Source organism: Candidatus Roizmanbacteria bacterium CG_4_9_14_0_2_um_filter_38_17 (assembly GCA_002788855.1).
Classification (GTDB): domain Bacteria; phylum Patescibacteriota; class Microgenomatia.
This window is the reverse complement of record PFSB01000017.1, coordinates 29,470-48,107: the sequence shown is the minus strand read 5'-3', so window position 1 is coordinate 48,107 and position 18,638 is coordinate 29,470. Positions and strand designations below refer to the sequence as shown.

Annotated in this window: 20 protein-coding genes; 14 read left to right on the top strand and 6 right to left on the bottom strand. The window is 37.8% G+C overall.

Going from position 1 to position 18,638, the window contains the following annotated elements:
• The first annotated feature begins 16 nt into the window (after positions 1-16).
• The 4 genes from CO050_04030 to CO050_04015 all read left to right on the top strand — a co-directional run bounded on the left by CO050_04030 (position 17) and on the right by CO050_04015 (position 4,199).
• The gene (locus CO050_04030) at positions 17-463 is read left to right on the top strand and encodes a hypothetical protein (GenBank protein ID PJC31183.1); all 447 of its coding nucleotides are present in this window, start codon (positions 17-19) and stop codon (positions 461-463) included.
• Positions 460-1,569 (top strand): glycosyltransferase family 4 protein, encoded by a 1,110-nt coding sequence (locus tag CO050_04025; protein ID PJC31182.1) that lies wholly within the window; start codon positions 460-462, stop codon positions 1,567-1,569. Before CO050_04030 ends, CO050_04025 begins: the two co-directional genes overlap by 4 nt.
• A 200-nt stretch (positions 1,570-1,769) precedes the next feature.
• On the top strand, positions 1,770-3,080 hold the full coding sequence (locus CO050_04020; GenBank protein ID PJC31181.1) for a UMP kinase: 1,311 nt from the start codon (positions 1,770-1,772) through the stop codon (positions 3,078-3,080).
• 36 nt (positions 3,081-3,116) lie between these two features.
• A complete protein-coding gene (locus CO050_04015; protein PJC31180.1) occupies positions 3,117-4,199 on the top strand; it encodes a hypothetical protein in 1,083 nt (360 codons plus the stop codon).
• On the opposite strand, the gene CO050_04010 is transcribed toward CO050_04015, so the two are convergent.
• Positions 4,177-4,881, bottom strand: a complete 705-nt coding sequence (locus tag CO050_04010; GenBank protein ID PJC31179.1) for a tRNA (guanosine(37)-N1)-methyltransferase TrmD — start codon at positions 4,879-4,881, stop codon at positions 4,177-4,179. The genes CO050_04015 and CO050_04010 overlap by 23 nt on opposite strands.
• Here CO050_04010 and CO050_04005 point away from each other — a divergent pair.
• Entirely contained in the window at positions 4,868-5,392 is a 525-nt protein-coding gene (locus CO050_04005) for a 5-formyltetrahydrofolate cyclo-ligase (protein PJC31178.1), read from the top strand. The two genes, CO050_04010 and CO050_04005, sit on opposite strands and share 14 nt — an antisense overlap.
• A gap of 33 nt (positions 5,393-5,425) precedes the next feature.
• Here the strand turns inward: CO050_04005 and CO050_04000 are convergent, their stop codons facing one another.
• The 3 genes from CO050_04000 to CO050_03990 form a co-directional block, all read right to left on the bottom strand.
• Positions 5,426-6,091 (bottom strand): hypothetical protein, encoded by a 666-nt coding sequence (locus tag CO050_04000; GenBank protein ID PJC31177.1) that lies wholly within the window; start codon positions 6,089-6,091, stop codon positions 5,426-5,428.
• 148 nt (positions 6,092-6,239) lie between these two features.
• The gene (locus CO050_03995; protein ID PJC31240.1) at positions 6,240-6,449 is read right to left on the bottom strand and encodes a toxin HicA; all 210 of its coding nucleotides are present in this window, start codon (positions 6,447-6,449) and stop codon (positions 6,240-6,242) included.
• Position 6,450: 1 nt separating this feature from the next.
• On the bottom strand, positions 6,451-6,720 hold the full coding sequence (locus CO050_03990; GenBank protein PJC31176.1) for a hypothetical protein: 270 nt from the start codon (positions 6,718-6,720) through the stop codon (positions 6,451-6,453).
• A gap of 214 nt (positions 6,721-6,934) precedes the next feature.
• Here CO050_03990 and CO050_03985 point away from each other — a divergent pair, with 214 nt between their 5' ends.
• The 6 genes from CO050_03985 (at position 6,935) to CO050_03960 (ending at position 14,606) form a co-directional block, all read left to right on the top strand.
• Positions 6,935-7,600: a hypothetical protein gene (locus tag CO050_03985; protein ID PJC31175.1), complete on the top strand. Its 666-nt coding sequence runs from the start codon at positions 6,935-6,937 to the stop codon at positions 7,598-7,600.
• 96 nt (positions 7,601-7,696) lie between these two features.
• Positions 7,697-9,034, top strand: a complete 1,338-nt coding sequence (locus tag CO050_03980) for a glycosyl transferase family 2 (GenBank protein PJC31174.1) — start codon at positions 7,697-7,699, stop codon at positions 9,032-9,034.
• Complete coding sequence (locus CO050_03975; protein ID PJC31173.1) at positions 9,031-10,626, top strand: hypothetical protein; 1,596 nt, start codon at positions 9,031-9,033, stop codon at positions 10,624-10,626. The genes CO050_03980 and CO050_03975 overlap by 4 nt, the downstream gene beginning before the upstream one ends.
• Positions 10,626-12,182 (top strand): hypothetical protein, encoded by a 1,557-nt coding sequence (locus CO050_03970; GenBank protein ID PJC31172.1) that lies wholly within the window; start codon positions 10,626-10,628, stop codon positions 12,180-12,182. Before CO050_03975 ends, CO050_03970 begins: the two co-directional genes overlap by 1 nt.
• The gene (locus CO050_03965; GenBank protein ID PJC31171.1) at positions 12,179-13,789 is read left to right on the top strand and encodes a hypothetical protein; all 1,611 of its coding nucleotides are present in this window, start codon (positions 12,179-12,181) and stop codon (positions 13,787-13,789) included. Before CO050_03970 ends, CO050_03965 begins: the two co-directional genes overlap by 4 nt.
• Positions 13,737-14,606 carry an NAD(P)H-hydrate dehydratase gene (locus tag CO050_03960; GenBank protein ID PJC31170.1) on the top strand — a complete coding sequence of 290 codons (870 nt, stop codon included), beginning with the start codon at positions 13,737-13,739 and terminating at the stop codon, positions 14,604-14,606. Before CO050_03965 ends, CO050_03960 begins: the two co-directional genes overlap by 53 nt.
• 21 nt (positions 14,607-14,627) lie before the next feature.
• On the opposite strand, the gene CO050_03955 is transcribed toward CO050_03960, so the two are convergent.
• Together CO050_03955 and CO050_03950 are read right to left on the bottom strand one after the other, a co-directional pair.
• A complete protein-coding gene (locus tag CO050_03955) occupies positions 14,628-14,897 on the bottom strand; it encodes a hypothetical protein (protein ID PJC31169.1) in 270 nt (89 codons plus the stop codon).
• 235 nt (positions 14,898-15,132) lie between these two features.
• Positions 15,133-15,783, bottom strand: coding sequence for an aspartate kinase (locus tag CO050_03950; protein PJC31168.1), 651 nt, complete (start codon positions 15,781-15,783; stop codon positions 15,133-15,135).
• A 104-nt stretch (positions 15,784-15,887) separates the two neighbouring features.
• Here CO050_03950 and CO050_03945 point away from each other — a divergent pair, with 104 nt between their 5' ends.
• The 3 genes from CO050_03945 to CO050_03935 are packed head-to-tail and all read left to right on the top strand — an operon-like array spanning position 15,888 to position 18,599.
• Positions 15,888-16,739, top strand: a complete 852-nt coding sequence (locus tag CO050_03945) for a hypothetical protein (GenBank protein ID PJC31167.1) — start codon at positions 15,888-15,890, stop codon at positions 16,737-16,739.
• Positions 16,740-16,750: 11 nt separating this feature from the next.
• Complete coding sequence (locus CO050_03940) at positions 16,751-17,584, top strand: hypothetical protein (GenBank protein PJC31166.1); 834 nt, start codon at positions 16,751-16,753, stop codon at positions 17,582-17,584.
• 7 nt (positions 17,585-17,591) lie between these two features.
• Positions 17,592-18,599, top strand: a complete 1,008-nt coding sequence (locus CO050_03935; protein PJC31165.1) for a thioredoxin reductase — start codon at positions 17,592-17,594, stop codon at positions 18,597-18,599.
• The last annotated feature ends 39 nt before the right edge of the window (positions 18,600-18,638 follow it).

The window sequence follows — 18,638 nt, the reverse complement described above, 5'->3', positions numbered from 1 at the left end:
ACAAGTTAAGCGAACTATGAAGAATAAAATAGAAATTTCAGCAGGGGGGATAGTATGCAAGGAAAGTCCTTCGCAAGGCTCAGGATTTCGTGATCAACCACTTTTGTGGTTAATCACTCAACACTCTCAGTTTGGTCACTGGAGTTTTCCTAAGGGCTTAGTGGGTGATGAAATTGCCGATGAATCAATTGAACAAGCAGCACTTCGCGAAGTAGGGGAAGAGGGAGGGATTAAGGCTAAAATTATAAAAAAGCTCCCATTGGTAAAATATAAATATCAATGGGAAGATTGTTTAATAGATAAGACAGTGCACTACTATCTTATGGAATATGTTTCAGGTAATCCTGAAGATCACGACTGGGAAGTTTCCGAAGCAAAGTTCATATTTCCTGATGAGGTTCTAAGAATCCTAACCCATGACAATGACAAGCAAGCATTTACCAAAGCACTATTTCTAAAATGAAACTAGCACTAGTTCATGATTATCTACAGGTCTATGGTGGAGCAGAAAGAGTGCTTGAGGCAATGCATGAAATCTGGCCAAAAGCACCTATTTATACCGCTTTTGTAAACTGGGATGGATTGGGGCCACACGCTGAGAGAATTAAAACCTGGGATATTCGAACTTCCTGGGTGGAGCGAAATTGGTTTGTAAAAAAATTCCACTCACCCCTTAGATTTTTAACTCCCTGGGTCTGGAAATATTTCGATTTTTCTGACTACGACGTCGTAATCAGCTCTTCTGCTTGGTACATGCCTCGGGGAATTATTACCAATCCCAAAATCACTACACACATTTCATATCTACACACTCCACCTCGTTATCTCTATGGCTATGATACGGCACGAAACTGGAATAAGTACAAAGTTGTGCGCCTATACAGCTATATTGTTAATCATTTTTTACGTCTCTATGATTTCAATATAGCCCAAAGCGTTAATTACTTTATTGCTAACTCCAAAGAAACACAAAAGAGAATTACTAAATTTTACCGCCACAAATCAACAGTAATCTACCCACCAGTTAAGATTAATATAAACACACACTTAGAGTGTGTTGGCGATTATTACCTGGTTGTGTCTCGTTTGGCTCGAGCTAAACACATAGATTTGGCAATCGAAGCTTGTCAAAAACTCAATAAACAGTTAATTATCGTAGGTAAGGGACCTGATGAAGAATATTTGCGATCTAAAGTAAAAACGCCGTCTCTGGTCACTTTCTTAGGAGAGATAGCTGATAAAGACCTACCTTCTATTTATGCCAATGCGAAAGCTTTAATCTTTCCTGCTAAAGATGAAGAATTTGGAATTGTCCCAGTTGAGGCAATGGGCTATGGAATTCCGGTAGTAGCTCTAAGAAGCGGAGGAGTACCAGAAACAATTATAGAGGGCAAGACAGGAGTGTTATTTGATGAGTTAAATTTAGAAATAGTTGTTGCCGCAATGAAAAAACTAGATAAACTAAATATAAGAAAAGAAGACTGTATAAAACATGCCAACAATTTCTCAAAAGAAATCTTCCAGACTAAAATGAAGAACTTTGTCTCCACGAAGTTGCTTTATACATAAATTGTACGTATAATATTCTCTAATGTTGACAGGGAAAGGATTAATCTGCTATTCTGCCATTACATTACATAATATATACATAGGGAGTGGTAGTAGGTTTATGCAGAATCAAATTATCGTTTGTAATTTAAGCAATGTCCTCAATGGGACGTTATTAACACAAAACTAAGGGCCTCCGGGCTCTTTTTTAATGGGTAAAAATGGCATTTGAAGAAACAATTATTTTAAGCTTAGGTGGATCATTAATTGTTCCCAACGGAGGAATAGACACCAAGTTTCTCCAGGATTTTAACACCTTTATTCGCACTCAAATTACCCAATACAACAGACGATTTATTATTGTTGCTGGTGGTGGGGCAACTGCCAGAAGCTATCGCGATGCTGGAAATGAAGTAATTGGCGAGGTTACCCGCGATGACCTGGACTGGCTAGGTATTCATGCTACTAGAATCAATGCCCATCTTATCCGTACAATCTTTAAAGACATTGCCCACACTAAAATCATTGATCAGTATGATCGCATGGCACCAGGCGTAAAAGAACCCGTAGTAGTCGCTGCTGGCTGGAAACCCGGCTGGTCCACAGACTACTGCGCAGTGTTATTAGCTAAAATGCATAAGGCTAAAGTTCTTATAAACTTAAGTAACGTAGATATGGTCTATACTGCAGACCCTCGGATAGATAAAAATGCTCGCCCAATAGAACGCACAACCTGGAAATACTTCCGCCGGCTTATTGGAAGTGAATGGACACCAGGGATGAATGTGCCTTGGGATCCAATTGCCGCCAAAGAAGCACAAAAACTCGGACTTACTGTAATCGTGCTAAGAGGTACAAATATTGCCAATATGGAAAAGTTAATGACTGGCAAGAAGTTTCATGGAACAGTCATTTCTCCATTTTCTCTTGACGCATCTTTTTATAACCGCGAATACTATGAGGAAGGCGTTGGGTATCGTGGATACACAACTAAATTTACGGGCAAACTAAAAGTCAATTTAGCCAACATATACCGTGCTCTCATGATAAAAATATTTCTAAAGCCTAAATCAGTGCTTGATGTTGGCTGTGCTACTGGACATTTAGTGCACTACCTTAGGTTATTGGGAGTTGATGCAAAGGGGATTGAGATTTCTAAATATGCTTTATCTAGAGCAAATCCAAGAATCAAAAAACATCTCAAATACGGTGATATTCTTCATCTTCCATATGACAGCAATTCATTTGATGTTGTAGCTACGTTTAACGTACTTAGCCACATTGATGAGCATAATTTACCCCAAGCCTTGAGAGAATGTTGCCGAGTAAGCCGTAAACACTGTTTTCATAAAGTATTTACAACAGAAAACTGGTGGATGCAGAAATTTTATGGACACGACCTATCAAGGGTGTCTGTTTTCTCACGTACTTGGTGGAAAGATCTCTTCAAGAAGAACAATCTACATCTCACGGATGGTTTTTTCCCTTCACTCTCTTCTAAAATGGAAACTTTGTTTATTATTAACAAATAATACTCCAAGCTTTCGTATTAATGTTATTATCCTTTAATGTTCATACAAAATATTAAGCTTCATAATTTTCGCGTATACAACGATCATATGTTTAAGTTTTCACCTACATTAACCACAATTGTGGGGCCTAACACTGCAGGCAAGACAAATATCCTAGAGGCTATTTATCTACTAGCCACAGGCAAAAGTTTTCGAGCACTGGTAGAAAAAGCTGTAATTGCACATGAATCTGAACTAGCGAGAATTGAAGGATTCATAACTAATCAAAATGGAAAACAAGAGCTGACAATAATAACAACAAACGGAACAACAAACGGAACACGAACAGCAGGAAAAAGATATCTGGTAAATGGAGTAGGCAAGCAAAAAAGTAATTTCGTAGGAGAATTTAACGCTGTTGTTTTTAGTCCAGAGGATATTCAGCTAATAACTGGATCCCCGGCAAGGCGCAGAAACTTTTTAGACAGCGTGCTTATCCAAACAGACAGAAAATATGCCCACGCTTTGACGGAATATGAAAAAGCAATACGTAGAAGAAATAAACTACTATACAGAATGAGAGAGGAAAATACTCTTCGTGAAGATGAGTTAACTCACTGGGACAGCTTGGTAATTATGCACGGACAAATAATTACAAAGTTTCGCGAAGAATGTATTAGCTTTTTAAACAATCAACATACGCCTGAATTTAATTTTATTCTTAACTATGACCATAGCGCTATCAGTAAAGAGCGTCTATTAAAATACCAACAAGCTGAACTCTCCGCAGGATACACCTTAGTAGGCCCTCACCGCGACGATATTATTCTCTGCTTAAATAATGAAAAGTCTAAAATTAATCTTGATCAATTTGGGAGTAGAGGAGAACAACGCATGGGGGTGCTTTGGCTAAAATATGGCGAGCTTAAGTATCTGGAACACCAAACCCAAGAAAAACCAGTTCTTTTACTTGATGATATCTTTTCTGAACTAGATAAACAGCATCGCCAACTTATTCAAAATATTATTTCTGGATACCAAACAATTATTACAACAGCAGACGAACACTACCTTACGGATATTGCATCCACAGATATGCAAACAATTAGGCTAAATATTAAGCCAGATCTGAACGATTAACTTCAGTTCTCTTAATACTCTCTTCTTTTCTCCAGTTATCTATCTTTGCATGATCACCAGATAGTAATATTTCTGGGACCTTATGCCCTTGGTATATTTCAGGTCTGGTATATTGAGGATATTCCAATGTCATCTCATCAGAGAATGATTCAATGGTAGTTGCTTCTTCTTTTTCTAAAACCCCAGGTATTAGCCTAGTCACTGAGTCAGCTATAAGCATTGCAGGAATTTCTCCACCCGTTAGAACAAAATTTCCAATGGAGATTATTTCGTCAGCTAGATGTTCGTGTACACGATAATCTACTCCCTCATAATGGCCACAGATTAAAATAAGCTGATCCAACTTGCTGTATTCAGCTGCTTTTTTTTGATTATATAATTCTCCTCCCGCATCCAACAGCACAACCCTTGTATTTAAGGTCCGACCTTTTACGAAGTGACTGGTCGGACTTTTGGACTTAATATCTTTAACTACATCAAATATTGGTTCAGGCCGCAAGAGCATTCCCGTGCCTCCTCCATAAGGCTTGTCATCTACAGTTCCACGTTTATCCAAAGCCCAGTTACGCAGGTCGTAGATAGTTATCTGAACAAGTTTCTTATCCTGAGCTCTTTGTACTATTGATTCCTCGAATGGTCCAGAGAACATCTTGGGAAATAAAGTTATAATGTCTATATTCATATGTTTCATAGTTTACCTATATTCATTTTACCAAAAGATGCAAAACAAACAGTATTACCGAGATTTGATCAAAAAAGAATTTGACAAATTATCTACTGAGGATTTAACTAGCCACAGCACCTCTCTTATAGACAATTTTATCAAAGGCCAGTCCTTTGATAAATCTAATAAGATAATGGTTTATTTGCCACTTAGAGACGAAGTACAAATACAATCGCTATTTAAAATAAAAAAGGATTTTTATATTCCAAAAATAGAAGGGAACAGTCTTTCGTCAGTTAAGCTTTTTGAAAATACAGCTATTAACCCCAGTGATCTGGATTTAATTATTGTTCCGGGACGTGCCTTCACAAAAAGCGGTGTACGCATTGGTAGAGGAGCGGGATACTATGACCGCTTTCTGGAAAATCTTTCCGTTCCAACCATAGCTCTCGCTTTTTCTTTTCAGATCTTTTCAGAATTACCACAAGCAGAACACGATATTAGAATATCCCAGGTGATTACAGAGTAGCAAGGTTGACGATTAGTTGACGATTCAACCAACTTATTTAGCAAACTTGCGGAAAGCCAGACCTGCTCCAGATAGAAGTGAAGTGATCAATATCACACTGCCAGCTCCTGCTTCAGGTAAGTAGTCTGCAACTGGTCCACCCTTACCATAAGTGGTAACCGCAGTAGTTGTAATCACTCCATGCTCAATACAGAACTCTGCCTCATCAGCTACAAGTAAACCTCCAGAAACATCACCATGCATCTCCGCACGATTTTTAAGATCACAAATTAAGCTTTGATCACTAGGTAAGTCTTGATTACCCACAACTAACCCACGAACCATTAATGTTTTGGTGTCGCCAGGCGCAAGAGTTCCTATATTTATTTCCCACACGCCATCTTTATAGTCTCCTCCTGATGGAGCAGAGTGATAGTTAACATATTTTGAAAATATATCCTTAACGCGAATATTTACAATATCTACATCTCCGGTGTTACGAACAAAAATCTTGTAGGTGATTACCTCTCCTGGTTTAAACGCATCTGATCCGGTTAGATTATCATAATAATCACTAGTCCCAGATTTATTGATCTTCTTATCTATAAAAGCACTGGCCGACTTCCCATCCACATTGCTTTCAGAAAAACCAAACACACTCCCTAGAATAATTGCCAACGCAGTAATAGTAAAGAGTTTCTTTGTAAGAGTATTGCTCATAGTCGTGTATTATAGGTTGCCTTTATGAATGTGTCAAGTTAGAGTTAGTAGCTCGCTTACGAGACAAGGCAAGACCTTGCATGAAATGAAAGGTCTTGCCTTAAGCTAGTAACTACAAACCCATAGTCTTGACAATAAACAGTTTATTTTAGAGAGAGCTTTCAGGTAAGATATCAGCGTCTTTTAAAATCGCTCGGGTGATTCCACGTCCAAGGTCTTTTCCAGCATGAACGGGAACTGAAACAATGCGCTTGTTTCCTGGATGGAAAAATATCTGGTGACTACCTTCTGTTCTAGAATGAACAAAGCCATTTTTTCTTAAAAGTTTAATCAGTTTTCGAGCAGTTATAACAGGAATATTAGACATACGATTGAGAAGAGGGGTGATTTTCAAAAAGGCTACGCATGTCAAAGGACTCAACAGATTCATAGCTTTCGTCTGTGGGAATTATCAACCCTTGTTTTTTAAGTGTTTTAAGATAACCAGCTATTGCTTCTCTAAGGTATTTGCGGGTTTGTTCAATTGACTCTCCTTGAGTGTGGCATCCTGGCAAGGAAGGAACATGCCCATGGTACGAAGTGCCATCTTTCTCAATCACAGTCCGAAATGATAAAACAGATGTTTTCATAAATTAATTATAACATATGCGATTCAAAACCCTTATAGCCTTAACCTATAGGATATTACATTACATGTGTCAAGCTAGAGTTAGTAGCTCGCTTACGAGACAAGGCAAGACCTTGCATAAAATGAAAGGTCTTGCCTTAAGCTAGTAACTACAAACCCATAGTCTTGACAAAGATAAAATATCCAGTTATAATAACCTCTCGAGTTTAATAAATATGAATTTAAGAGAAACAGCATTAAGACTAACTTTGGCAGCTGGACTAACTGGCGGATGTGCTCCTTCAGTTCAGGAAGCTGCACTTAAGATAGTCAGTAATCAAGATAACGCATCACCAATTGCAACTATCATGGCTAACGAACCAGAAGCCATGGCTACATTGCAAGCTTCTTGGATTAATCCAAATGGGAACACACCAGCAGCTGTAGAAACAGCTACACCAGCAGCAGAAGCAGCTGAAACATTAACCCCTTATCCATTCTCCCTAACTATGCACGAACACGACGAGGTTAAAAACGGCAAAGTAGTGGGAACAGGCCAGACATACTCTTTAAACAGCGAACAAGTTGCACAAATGATCACAGAGGGAACAGCTCAAGTCCGCTCATATGCACGAGTGGAGCTTCCAGATGCATTCAAAAGCCATGCTAGTCTTATAAAATGGACAGCAGACGGTCAACCAGATGCACAAACATCAGCAGTTAGTTTACAGATGGATCGCTGGAGATATGGTGATGATCGAGCAAATGTTACTTTCTCCATGGGGTTAACTGATCGTGGAGGATCACAAAACATGCAAGAAGTAAGTCCATTTCAAGGTTGTGATGTAGAACCACATCCATTGAATGACGGAGTTACTTTTGTTAATGTGGAGCTCCAATAACTTCCTCATTGGTAATCAAACCCCTCTAGAGATTTCTTGGTAAATAAACTTGCATTTGAACTCAATGGAGGTATAATAATCACTACACTATAGGATATGAAAGCAGTACTTATTATTACAGTATTTTTACTAGGATTATTGGGCTTAACTCAGCTTTTAAGCTTAACTCTCATAAGCTCGCTGTTGTTTGTATTTACTACACTCCTTATCCTCCAAGGAGCTTTCTCTACTTATGGGCTACTATATTCATGGTTTATAGACAAAGACCTTACACATCTAAAACCAGATATGGAGACCTTATCTACAATTAAGAGTAAGTTTACCTTAATTATTCCAGCGAGATTCGAAGAAAAAGTAATTCAGGACACGCTGCGAGCAATGGCAAAGATTAATTATCCTAAGCAATTATTTGAGGTTATTGTTGTTATTCGCAATGACGATACAGGCACAATCAATAAGGTGCGCGAACTATTACCTGAATTAAATGGAACAGATATAAAACTAATTACCTACGCGGGTTATCCAGTCAACAAAGCAAGAGCTCTTAATGAGGGCTTGCTTCATGCAACTGGTGATTTTATTGGAGTATTTGACGCTGAAGACGAACCTCATATGGATATAGTAACTGCAGTTAATTCAACATTTAGCAAGCGAAAAGTAGATGTAGTTCAGTCAGCAGTGCAGTTAGTTACTGTTAACGCATCATGGTTTGCTCCATTAAATGTCTTAGAGTATTACTACTGGTTTAAATCGGTAATTCCCATGTTTAGCGATTTAGGCGCTACACCTCTTGGTGGAAATACGGTATTCTTTGCGCGTTCTGTTTTACAGAGCATAGGAGGTTGGGATGACACCAAGCTCACGGAAGATGCAGATATTGGAATGCGTTTATCAGCGGCAGGATACAAAATCACGGCAATTAACGATGTGCGTATTGCAACTCTCGAAGAAACACCAGCAAATCTTAATTCATTTATTAAACAGCGATCACGCTGGAATAGAGGATATTTTCAGATACTTTTTAGTGGCATCTGGACCAAGCTTCCTACCTTAAAACAGCAGTTACTTGCTCTATACGTTATTTTACAACCCGTGATCTATCATTTTAGTTTAATTGGATTTGTTATCTTACCAACTTTAGCTTTGAATTCTAGGGTTCCATTTATGCTAACTTTATACTCATTTATACCTCTCTATTTTCTGATTATCCATATTATTCTAATGCTCATCGGTTTATATGAATTCAAGTATAGCTATCAGATAGCAAGCTCTGCTATGATTTATATATTATTACTTATAGTTTATTTTCCTTATCAGCTAGTACTCGCATATTCCTCATTGAGAGGGGGAATTCAGATATTACTAGGAGATAATAACTGGGAAAAAACAGAACACTACAATACTCATAGATTACAACAATACTATATAGAATGAAACGAATAGTAAACAAATACACATTTCCATTTTTTGTTTTCTTTGGGACATTTGCCACCCATTTTATTAATTTCTGGCAATATCCTGAATTTTATGTTGACGAGGGTATCTACGCTGCGCAAGGATGGTGGTCAGTAAATGGTGGACAACTAAGCCCATATACCTACTTTTATGACCACCCTCCATTGGGGTGGATATTTATAGGGCTCTGGTTTTTACTTACAGGTGGTCCGTTTACTTTTGGAATATCTATTGTATCTGCAAGATTGCTGATGGTCATAGTAGCTAGCGTCGCAAATTTGTTTACATATTTACTATTAGAAAAAGTCACCAGCAAGAAAATAATCGCCTTAGCTGGAACAATTTTTCTAATATTTTCACCACTATCAATCTATTTTCATAGACAGGTTTTACTAGATAATATCCAAAATCTTTGGCTAGTAGTCTCATTATATTTACTTGTTTCAGGTGCCGGAAATCTGCAAAGGGTTATCATGTCAGCGCTGACGTTTGGAATCGCTGCTTTATCTAAAGAGTTTGCTTTATTCGTCTACCCAGCCTACTTGTATCTTGCTTGGAGCTTAAACAAAGGCGCATTGAAGCTGTATGCCATCGGCACTTGGCTCATCACCACATTATTTATTATTGGGCTATTTCCCTTAACTGCTTTACTTAGGAATGAGTTTTTATCCGATCAAATTACTGGTGGAAAGCATGTTAGTTTAATTGAAACAGTTCAATATCAGTTGGGGAGAGGTGGAGGGGAGTATCCTTGGGTCAAGAATAGTTACTTTGATCTCTCTCTTACGGAATGGCTAGGGTTAGACAGAGCATTCTTAGTAATTGGCGTTGCCTCAACATTGGCACTATTAATGTACAGCTTATATAAGCGCAATTCAATTATCATCACTTCTTTAATAGCAACAATTGGCTACAGCGCGTTTCTTCTGCGCGGACAACTAATTCAAGGTTTTTATATTATTCCCGTGCTGACATTTCTGACAATCAACATAAGCTTAGTGATCAATCTCGTCTATCATAAGATGTCCATCCTAGCACGCCAATTACTGCTCAAAAGTCTCATTGTAGTCCTACCAATTGTTACTATTTACTTGCTGCTGACTGGGGGGCAACTATATACTCAGAATCGTGTTAATGAGCAAGTTGCTTTACTTAAATATATCAGACAAAATCTCTCCCAAAAAGATGTGATTATAAGTGATGACTGGATGTTCTTAGATCTTAGGTTGCCATACGGAGCCAACTCAATTAGTTTTCCCCTATCTGAAATGGCCAAAAAAGTTGACAGGGATCCAGCTACAATTGAGAGGCTTAATAATACCTGGAAGTCTATAGATTATATCGTAGACCGGCAGAATCTTATCGATACATATTCAGTAGAAAATAACACGATCCTCTACAACGCATATATCAATAGTGATTTAGTTATAGACTTCACTAATTATACTGGAGGTAGTACAACGCTAGAGGCAGAAGAGATTATCCAGGGAATTAAGTCTGGAACAAAAGACCAACAGATTCGTTACATTTTGCGGAAAGTTAACAAAGTTAACAAAGTTAACAAAGAATAATGAAGAATAAAAATTTACTAAAAATAATCAAGTGTTTCATCCCGCTTAGCGGGATCATAGTTTACCTAAAATCCATATTTCCAATTATATTTATTATTCTGGTTAATATTTTCTTTATTAGTTCTATCTTTCCTGGTCTTAGGAGTTCTTTTATTAACGACACAGGAAGTGTTGTTAGGCAAATCTTGGGATTAAACAAAACTGCCACTTGGCTTAGTACAGATGAAAAAAATATCATTAACGAATCAGGAGAGCGAGTCCTATTGCGGGGCGTAAATATAGCCGGTGTTAACTGGGGAGGGGATACACAAAAGTGGAATCCAAAGGCTACGAGATATGTTATAAATAGTTGGGGAGCTAACATTATACGTACTCGCATCATTCAAGAGGATTATCTGCGTGATCCTGCAGGAACACTAGATGCTCTAGAGAAACAGGTTATACGCCCAGCGAGACAACAAGGTGCATATGTACTCATTCATCCATATGTCACAACATTCAATCAACTACCCGATGAAGGGACATATAAAATGTGGCTGGATATTGCTGATAAATACAGAGACGACCCAACTGTTTTATACGACTTAATGCTTGAGCCGCATGATGTTACCCATGAGGAAATATTTAATGCCTATAGTGCATTAATAGCTCAAGTACGTCAAGTTCATCCTCGCTCATTAATCTTTGTTACGGGTGAAGATTGGGGTCGCAAAATTAATCCATACCTAGCCAATCCTATGCCTTTTGACAATATAGTTTATAGAGCAAATGTCTACAATAGTGTAGAAGAGTTTGAAGAAATATTTGGATTAATAGCTCAAGATTTGCCTGTTTTTATTGGAGAATTTGGCGCAGACGCGTATCCACGTATGAGTCAAAAAGATGTTACATCGCTAATCCGCTATGCCAAGCAGCTAGATATTGGCTGGGCAGCGTGGAGTTTTCATGACATAGGTTGTCCATGTTTACTTGAAGACCACGTTAAATATATTCCATCTGATTACGGTAAATTAGTTTACGCAGCTCTTCAAGGTGATAATGTGGCTGAAGTTTACAGAGAGATTAATGAGCAAGCTCAAACAAATCTCAGCGCTTTACCTTCTCAATATATACTTTATGACGATGAATTCAAGGTAAATGTTGTCCAAGAAGGATGGGAAACTGACACTGATATCAAGAGCCTCGAGATGTCAGTTGAAGGTTTTAAATCAATATTAATTAAATTCAAGAAATCACAAGCAGGCGCCGTCTTTGTATTCCCAGAGTTAGTCTCTACTCAATCATACACAAATATTCAGTTCTATCTGTATAGAGAAGATGTGGAACAGGTTATAAGCCTATCTGTATCTGACGATCAAAACAAACAGAGCAATAAAGTTATGGTAAATGACTTTTTAATCGGAGGAGAAAAGGGCTGGGCTATTGTGAATATACCACTATCACTTTTAAATATTAATAGCGATAGTATTAATAAAATACTAATTGAGCAAGACGCTGGGGCTGCAGATAGTCGCATATTTATAGATAACATTATCTTAATGAGAGAACAGCGATGAAAAATAAACTATTTTTAACTTTAGCTGGCATAATTAGTATAGTCGGATTTTATCTGCGTTTTACTCAGATCAGTCAGATAGACAGCTTATATCCAGATGTTGCCATAAATGGATTAGAGGCTTTATATTCTCCTATTCAGCCTTTCTATTTTAGATTTGGTGAACACAATGAGGGTTTATATATAGTATTACTTAAGGGTTTCTTTGCTGTCTTTGGATCTGGAGTATGGCAAGTTTACGGACTATCAGCATTAATAGGTTCAGCAACTGTAACGTTGTTTATCTGGATAATTACTAAACTTAAGGATAAAACAACCGGTATAATTGCAGGAATAATCTTAGCTACTTCACCATGGCATATTGCTTTATCCAGGTCAGGTTTTCGTTCGATACTAGTTCCATTTATTCTGGGTTTAATCTATCTATTATTCCAGTCTTATTGGAGTAATAAAACAGTTTTAAAAGCGGCAGTCATTGGTGTACTTCTAGGGCTAGGTTTTTATACCTACCCAGCATACCGTGCCATCGCAATCTTTATGCCCTTTATACTTATGGCTTGGTGGTTATTTAGTAAGCAGAGAGCAAGCATCAGAATTAAGCATCTTAGTATCATGATTCTAGCTGGACTCATTACACTTATACCTACGATCTTAATGTTTATTGCCTTCCCAGAACCACTAGCATCACGCGTTAGCGAGGTCTCTGTCTTTACACATAAGACTATTATGGAAGGATTTATTCTTGCAGCTAAACAAGCGGGTAAAGTTATTACTGGCTACTTTTTTGTTGGTGACCAAAACTGGCGTGTGAATTACGGACAAGCTCCACTTATACAACCAATTGTTTCTCTTGGGTTTATTGCCGGATTGGGCTTAATAGCAAAAAACATTTCTTTTGCTACTCGCAGCCAAAAAATATTTAATACATTAGTATTGCTGAATTTGGCAATCTTCCTCATTCCTGCCGTTTTTACCTTTGAAGGAGGGCAATCAATGCCACACAATATGCGACTATCTGGACAACTATTAACTGTATTTGGCATAACGGCAGTTGGTATTAATTATCTATTCTCACTAATTAAGAAGTTAAACCAATCAATAACTAATTACGCTAATTTATTTCTAATTGTAGCTCTATTAGCATCCTTATTTATATATAGCCATAGTCTAGTTAGAGCCTCGTTGATAAAGGAAGAATATGCGAAAGCCATTAGGTCTGATCTTAGATATGTAGCCAATTATCTTATTCTTAGCGATTCTTCACATCAGAAAATAGCTCATGTATCTGAGTTTGAAAGGTTCACGCTTAACTACTTACTCAAAGACACAGAAAATATGGGAATAAAGCCAGGAATTAGAGCAGAATATCTTGAACAGAAAACACTATATGACGCTATTCATGCAGACTATCCGATTGTTGCAGACTATAACGTCGAGTATCTTGCTCTAAACACAGGAGATGAAGTAGTAGTTCCAGTTTATTCGGATCAACCAGATAGTTATGTAATTTCTTATCTTAAAAATAAATACCCAGCTCTTAAATCGTATCCATACTATGCTGACAATAGGTTCCCCAATAAGATTGCTTTCTGGATATATTCTCTTTAAAATACTCACTATGCAGGAATTTAATCCGGAGATACTTAAACAGCTTTATCAGCCAGAAGCTGACTCTCATAAGGGGCAGAATGGGAAGTTACTCATTATAGCGGGTTCAGCCCTATTTCATGCTCCCTTAATCTGGAGTGCCCAGATTGCAAGTCGCCTTGTAGACATGGTGTATATTGCTTCAACTCCCGAAAATAATGAGATTGTAAAATCACTCAAAACCAAGTTTCAAAACGGCATAGTTATTCCCAGATCAGATATTAATTCCTATATAAATGAAGCAGACTGCATTCTTATTGGCCCCGGCCTGCCTCGCAAAGAAGGGGAGCAATCTGGTGACGATGACACAAAAAAACTTACCGAATCAATACTATCTACCAAATCTCAACTGGTCTTGGATGGTGGAGCCTTGCAGACAATAGACAAATCCCAGATCTCAGTCGGGGCAATCTTAACTCCTCACGTCAGGGAATTTGAAATGCTCTTTGGTAATAATAAAAAAGTTCAAGATATGGCCAAACAGCATAGTTGCATTATCTTACTAAAGGGACAAGTAGATATTGTCTGTTCTCCAGATAAATGCGTAACTATCTCTGGAGGCAACCCTGGGATGACCAAAGGCGGAACCGGGGACGTTCTTGCAGGATTAGTAGCCGCCTTGGCGTGTAAAAACGATCCTTTCTTAGCTACAACCGCTGGTTCTTACTTAAATAAAAAGGCAGGAGAATTATTGGCAGAAACTGTAGGAAATAACTTTAATGCAACCGACTTACTGAATCAAATACCACAGACAATTAGTTTTAAAACCGGGTTTTAAAATATTTAAAATAAATTAGTGTCAAACACTGGACGTTTGACAAACATAATCGTGCAATTGCATTGCTGCCTCGCTTATCGTTGTTAACCCATCTTCACCTGGTTCAAAAAACTGGGCCACAATATCCAGGGCTTCGTTATCATATGAAAATAAAGCATCAGAAAAAGCTGTTACAGCCCCTAGTTCTTGTGGCGTAGGTATATGATTATTCTCATCATTACAAATAGCTCTAAACAAATCTACTTCAGCCAACAGCTCTGGTTCAATACCAAATTTCAAAGTTTCATTCATTGTAACTTCACCTCCTTCCAGATATAAATTATTTGTTTATATCTTAGATACAGTTTAACTATTATCTATAGTTTGTCAAATAAGATAATTTACAGAATAAGCTATCTGGCGTATGGTGTAAAATAGGAATATGCACAAAGATAATTTAGATGTAGTAATCATTGGAGCAGGACCTGCTGGATGCCACGGATTTGCTTCATCAGATACTCAAAACAATGTTACAAGTGAAGAATTATTAGTCAAAGAGTCCTTTGATTAACCCAAATGCTCGTTCAACATAATCCTTTTTAAGGATAATTGTAATTTCTGAGTAAGTTGAAACAACCTCAGTAATATCAATATTTTCCCAAGCGAGTATCTTGAGAATAGTGTAGTACACCCCTGAAGTATTGATTATATCTACGGGGAACTTTACAGTAATTGATGATAAATCTGCTATCTCAGATATAATTTTTTCGTCTTTATATAGTTTATAGATCATGTCTAATGTCTGCCGACTAGCAATAATTGTTGTTTCAAAAATACCATGAGTAATAGTAATAAATTGAGCATGACGTTTGCTCGCATAAAGTAGAAGATGTTTCTGCTTTTCTGCAAGTAATGATGAATTTGCTATTGTAATTTCTAACAGATTGGAGCGTAAAATTAGCTCTGGAGGTGTTTTAAAAATCATTTCAAGTTCTAAGCTTGTTCTAAGCTTAGGTTGAAGTCTCTTTAAAGCCATAATTACAGATCCTAGTTCAACCTTTTTCATAGTTAGTTTCTCTACTTCGGGACGGATATCTCGTGCTAATCCAGACAGATTAATAATGTCTCTAGATAATGCTTCCTCTAAATAAGGAGTTCGACTAATTATTTTGCGAACAATATCGGGTACGGTTATCATGTTAATATATTAACATATAATTAGTATTTTGTGTAAATCAGTTAAAAAATTGATATCTTCATTTTTCCCAATATAATATGAGCATTAATTATTATAGGATAAAAATGAACGAGTCAGTTGCACATATAGAGCATACACTTTCGGATCGTGGCATCTCCACGGATGGGGTAGTGGATTGTCTACGGGAACGTGGTCTAAATCTAAGAACGCCAGGATCGCATTTAGAAAAAGTATACGTATTAGGAGATCAACTACCTATGAATGTAACCCTCTGTCCATTATATGTCCAAGGCTATGATTCCGCATTGATCGACCCTAGCTGTGTTGGTAATCCAATTGAGGCAAGTCGAGTTGGTGGCAAATGGACAGCTATGGTGGAAACTGTTCTGGCAGTTCAGAAATATTTGAATAAAGCCCAGTCTGGAGTTATTCCCTCTGTAAATCTTACTTTTGCTGATGCTGGCGTGCTCACAAAGAATCCTACTTCCGAGGATATTGATGTGCTCATGAGGAATGAAGACGCCTACCGACAGGCTGCGGGTATATTTACAGAAAAAGGGATCCCTTGGTCATTATCTAGATATAGTAATATGCCCATCGAGTTTCCGCGCTTTGTTCCAGCAATGCAACCAGATGAGGAAATTCGACTTAGTGCTGCCAAAGTGCATGATTTGGTTGCAAAACTTATCAGTGACGGAATAATATTTGATGAATCGGTTATCAATCCAGAAACAGGATCACTTAGAAAAAATCCAAAACAAATTGTATCCAGCATGATCAAATCATACGGACAAGATGCGACAGAATGGCTGATTAGGCAGTATTGGCTATTTGATGGACATGAAAGTAGAAAAAATAGACTCAACCTATATTTTGAGCGAGGTGAATTATTGTTAAGACTTGGGAATTTATTCACACATGGTGTACACTATCCTCGAATCGATATTATTGTCTAATATAAACAGCAATGTATAATTTTGAATTGTTACGTATCAAAAAAATAGCAGGAATTTTATATAGCAATGTAAGTGAGCAAAGCTTAAACAATGACACAGTTGTGATCTACGGGCCGGGAGCTCCGATCCCACCAGATAATGGAAACTTACCAGACGCCAAACATATTCTTAGCTATCAGACTGATTTATTTGTACCTGACTATATTGGCTACGGTAGAAGCGATGGAATATGTACTCCACAGGGCTGTATACAAACTTTTTTGGACTTGTACCATGAATTCATGGCAGGCACAACCGCAATTAACCACTATTCACGAAAAAAACGAATACTAAAATACAAAAGAATCATATTTATGGGAAGAAGTTTTGGAGGTAGTTATATTCCACTCTTACCTAGATTTGAAAAGAAAATTAGTGAATTATGTCTAATATATCCAGCAGTCAACAATAAAGCCTGTGGGAGCATACAAGGAGAAGAGAGTAATGAGGATTTTATGCGAGGAATGAAGAAAGATGGGTATCACTATTTATATAGAGGAATAACATCGCCCATATGGCGAAAACACCTTAATAATGAAGATGGTTTGGCTCCAGTAGACAACGTTAAATATTTAGACAACACAAAAATATTTATAGGTCATGGGATAAATGATCAATGCATTGATTATTCACAGTCAGCAAGTTTCCATAAACAGCTAATCACAACACATCCACAAAGCAAATCAAATTTTAAATTAGTCTTATATAAAGAGGCAGGTCATGATTATCGTACTTCAAACCAGGCCGCATACGATTCTCTACAATGGTTTAACCTTGCAAAGGTTAAAACAACAAAAGAAGTATAATTGACACATGAATACTGAACCATTAGATGTAATCATAATAGGAGCGGGTCCAGCTGGATTAACGGCTTCTATCTACTGTTCTTGTTTTCATCTTTCTCATATTATTATTGGCAAAACCGTTGGCGGTCAACTCCAGCTAGCTCCAGATATCCTAAACTATCCTGGCTTTGAAGATATTACTGGAAAAGAGTTAACGGAGCGCATGGTCAAGCAAGCGGCAAAGCGCGCAAAAGAAGTGGACGCTGATGTAAACGGAGAGCTCATCGAAGATGAAGTCATTAGAATAGAGCAAATTAAGGATCATAAGTTCAAAATCCAAACATATAAAGGCGAAGCCTTTACATGTAAGTCTATTATTCTTGCAACAGGGATGGAAAGAAGAAAGCTGAATATTCCTGGCGAAGTAGAGTACACTGGCAAAGGCGTGCTGTATTGTGCAACGTGTGAAAAGCAGGACTACAAGGGACAGATCTGTGCCGTTGTAGGGGGAGCTAACTCGGCTGTTCAGGCGGCTGTGCAGGTTGCCCAGGTTGCCTCCAAGGTTTATCTTATCTACCGAGGTAGTGAGCTTCGAGGAGATCCTGTGTGGCTTGATCAGGTAGAAAAGAGCAAGAATATAACTGTTATATGTAATGCGCTAGTTGAGAAAATATCAGGCTCAGACAAAGAATTAACAGGAGTAAATATATTTATCAAGGGAAATAGTGATAGTAAGAAACAGGAAATTAAACTGAACAAACTTTTTATTGAAATAGGCGGTGTTCCGGGATCTGCACTCATGATCCCCATTGGTGTCAAGATGGACAAGGGGGGATATGTACATGTAAATCAGACTTTAGAGACCAATGTCCCCGGCGTTTTTGCAGCTGGCGACCTGATTCACTACGGCTTTTCTATCGAACAGATAGCCTCAGCTGTGGGCTTAGGCGCGCGCGCGGCTGCCACGGCTTTTACATATCTTAAAGAAGATAAGAGCGCTCCTTCCGTTTGGGGCAAATCACAGATAAAGCGCTAATCAAATTATTAAAGGCAAGGCCTTTAATAAAATTAAAGA

What these genes read in the sequence shown, in the direction of transcription:
- CO050_03975 (PJC31173.1), top strand. Translation starts at nt 9,031, where the DNA reads ATGAAACGAATAGTAAACAAATACACATTTCCATTTTTTGTTTTCTTT.
- CO050_04010 (PJC31179.1), bottom strand. Translation starts at nt 4,881, where the DNA reads ATGAATATAGACATTATAACTTTATTTCCCAAGATGTTCTCTGGACCA.
- CO050_04025 (PJC31182.1), top strand. Translation starts at nt 460, where the DNA reads ATGAAACTAGCACTAGTTCATGATTATCTACAGGTCTATGGTGGAGCA.
- CO050_03945 (PJC31167.1), top strand. Translation starts at nt 15,888, where the DNA reads ATGAACGAGTCAGTTGCACATATAGAGCATACACTTTCGGATCGTGGC.
- CO050_03935 (PJC31165.1), top strand. Translation starts at nt 17,592, where the DNA reads ATGAATACTGAACCATTAGATGTAATCATAATAGGAGCGGGTCCAGCT.
- CO050_04020 (PJC31181.1), top strand. Translation starts at nt 1,770, where the DNA reads ATGGCATTTGAAGAAACAATTATTTTAAGCTTAGGTGGATCATTAATT.
- CO050_04005 (PJC31178.1), top strand. Translation starts at nt 4,868, where the DNA reads ATGTCTATATTCATATGTTTCATAGTTTACCTATATTCATTTTACCAA.
- CO050_03940 (PJC31166.1), top strand. Translation starts at nt 16,751, where the DNA reads ATGTATAATTTTGAATTGTTACGTATCAAAAAAATAGCAGGAATTTTA.
- CO050_03980 (PJC31174.1), top strand. Translation starts at nt 7,697, where the DNA reads ATGAAAGCAGTACTTATTATTACAGTATTTTTACTAGGATTATTGGGC.
- CO050_03985 (PJC31175.1), top strand. Translation starts at nt 6,935, where the DNA reads ATGAATTTAAGAGAAACAGCATTAAGACTAACTTTGGCAGCTGGACTA.
- CO050_03965 (PJC31171.1), top strand. Translation starts at nt 12,179, where the DNA reads ATGAAAAATAAACTATTTTTAACTTTAGCTGGCATAATTAGTATAGTC.
- CO050_03950 (PJC31168.1), bottom strand. Translation starts at nt 15,783, where the DNA reads ATGATAACCGTACCCGATATTGTTCGCAAAATAATTAGTCGAACTCCT.
- CO050_03970 (PJC31172.1), top strand. Translation starts at nt 10,626, where the DNA reads ATGAAGAATAAAAATTTACTAAAAATAATCAAGTGTTTCATCCCGCTT.
- CO050_04000 (PJC31177.1), bottom strand. Translation starts at nt 6,091, where the DNA reads ATGAGCAATACTCTTACAAAGAAACTCTTTACTATTACTGCGTTGGCA.
- CO050_04015 (PJC31180.1), top strand. Translation starts at nt 3,117, where the DNA reads ATGTTCATACAAAATATTAAGCTTCATAATTTTCGCGTATACAACGAT.
- CO050_03960 (PJC31170.1), top strand. Translation starts at nt 13,737, where the DNA reads ATGCTGACAATAGGTTCCCCAATAAGATTGCTTTCTGGATATATTCTC.
- CO050_03955 (PJC31169.1), bottom strand. Translation starts at nt 14,897, where the DNA reads ATGAATGAAACTTTGAAATTTGGTATTGAACCAGAGCTGTTGGCTGAA.
- CO050_03990 (PJC31176.1), bottom strand. Translation starts at nt 6,720, where the DNA reads ATGAAAACATCTGTTTTATCATTTCGGACTGTGATTGAGAAAGATGGC.
- CO050_04030 (PJC31183.1), top strand. Translation starts at nt 17, where the DNA reads ATGAAGAATAAAATAGAAATTTCAGCAGGGGGGATAGTATGCAAGGAA.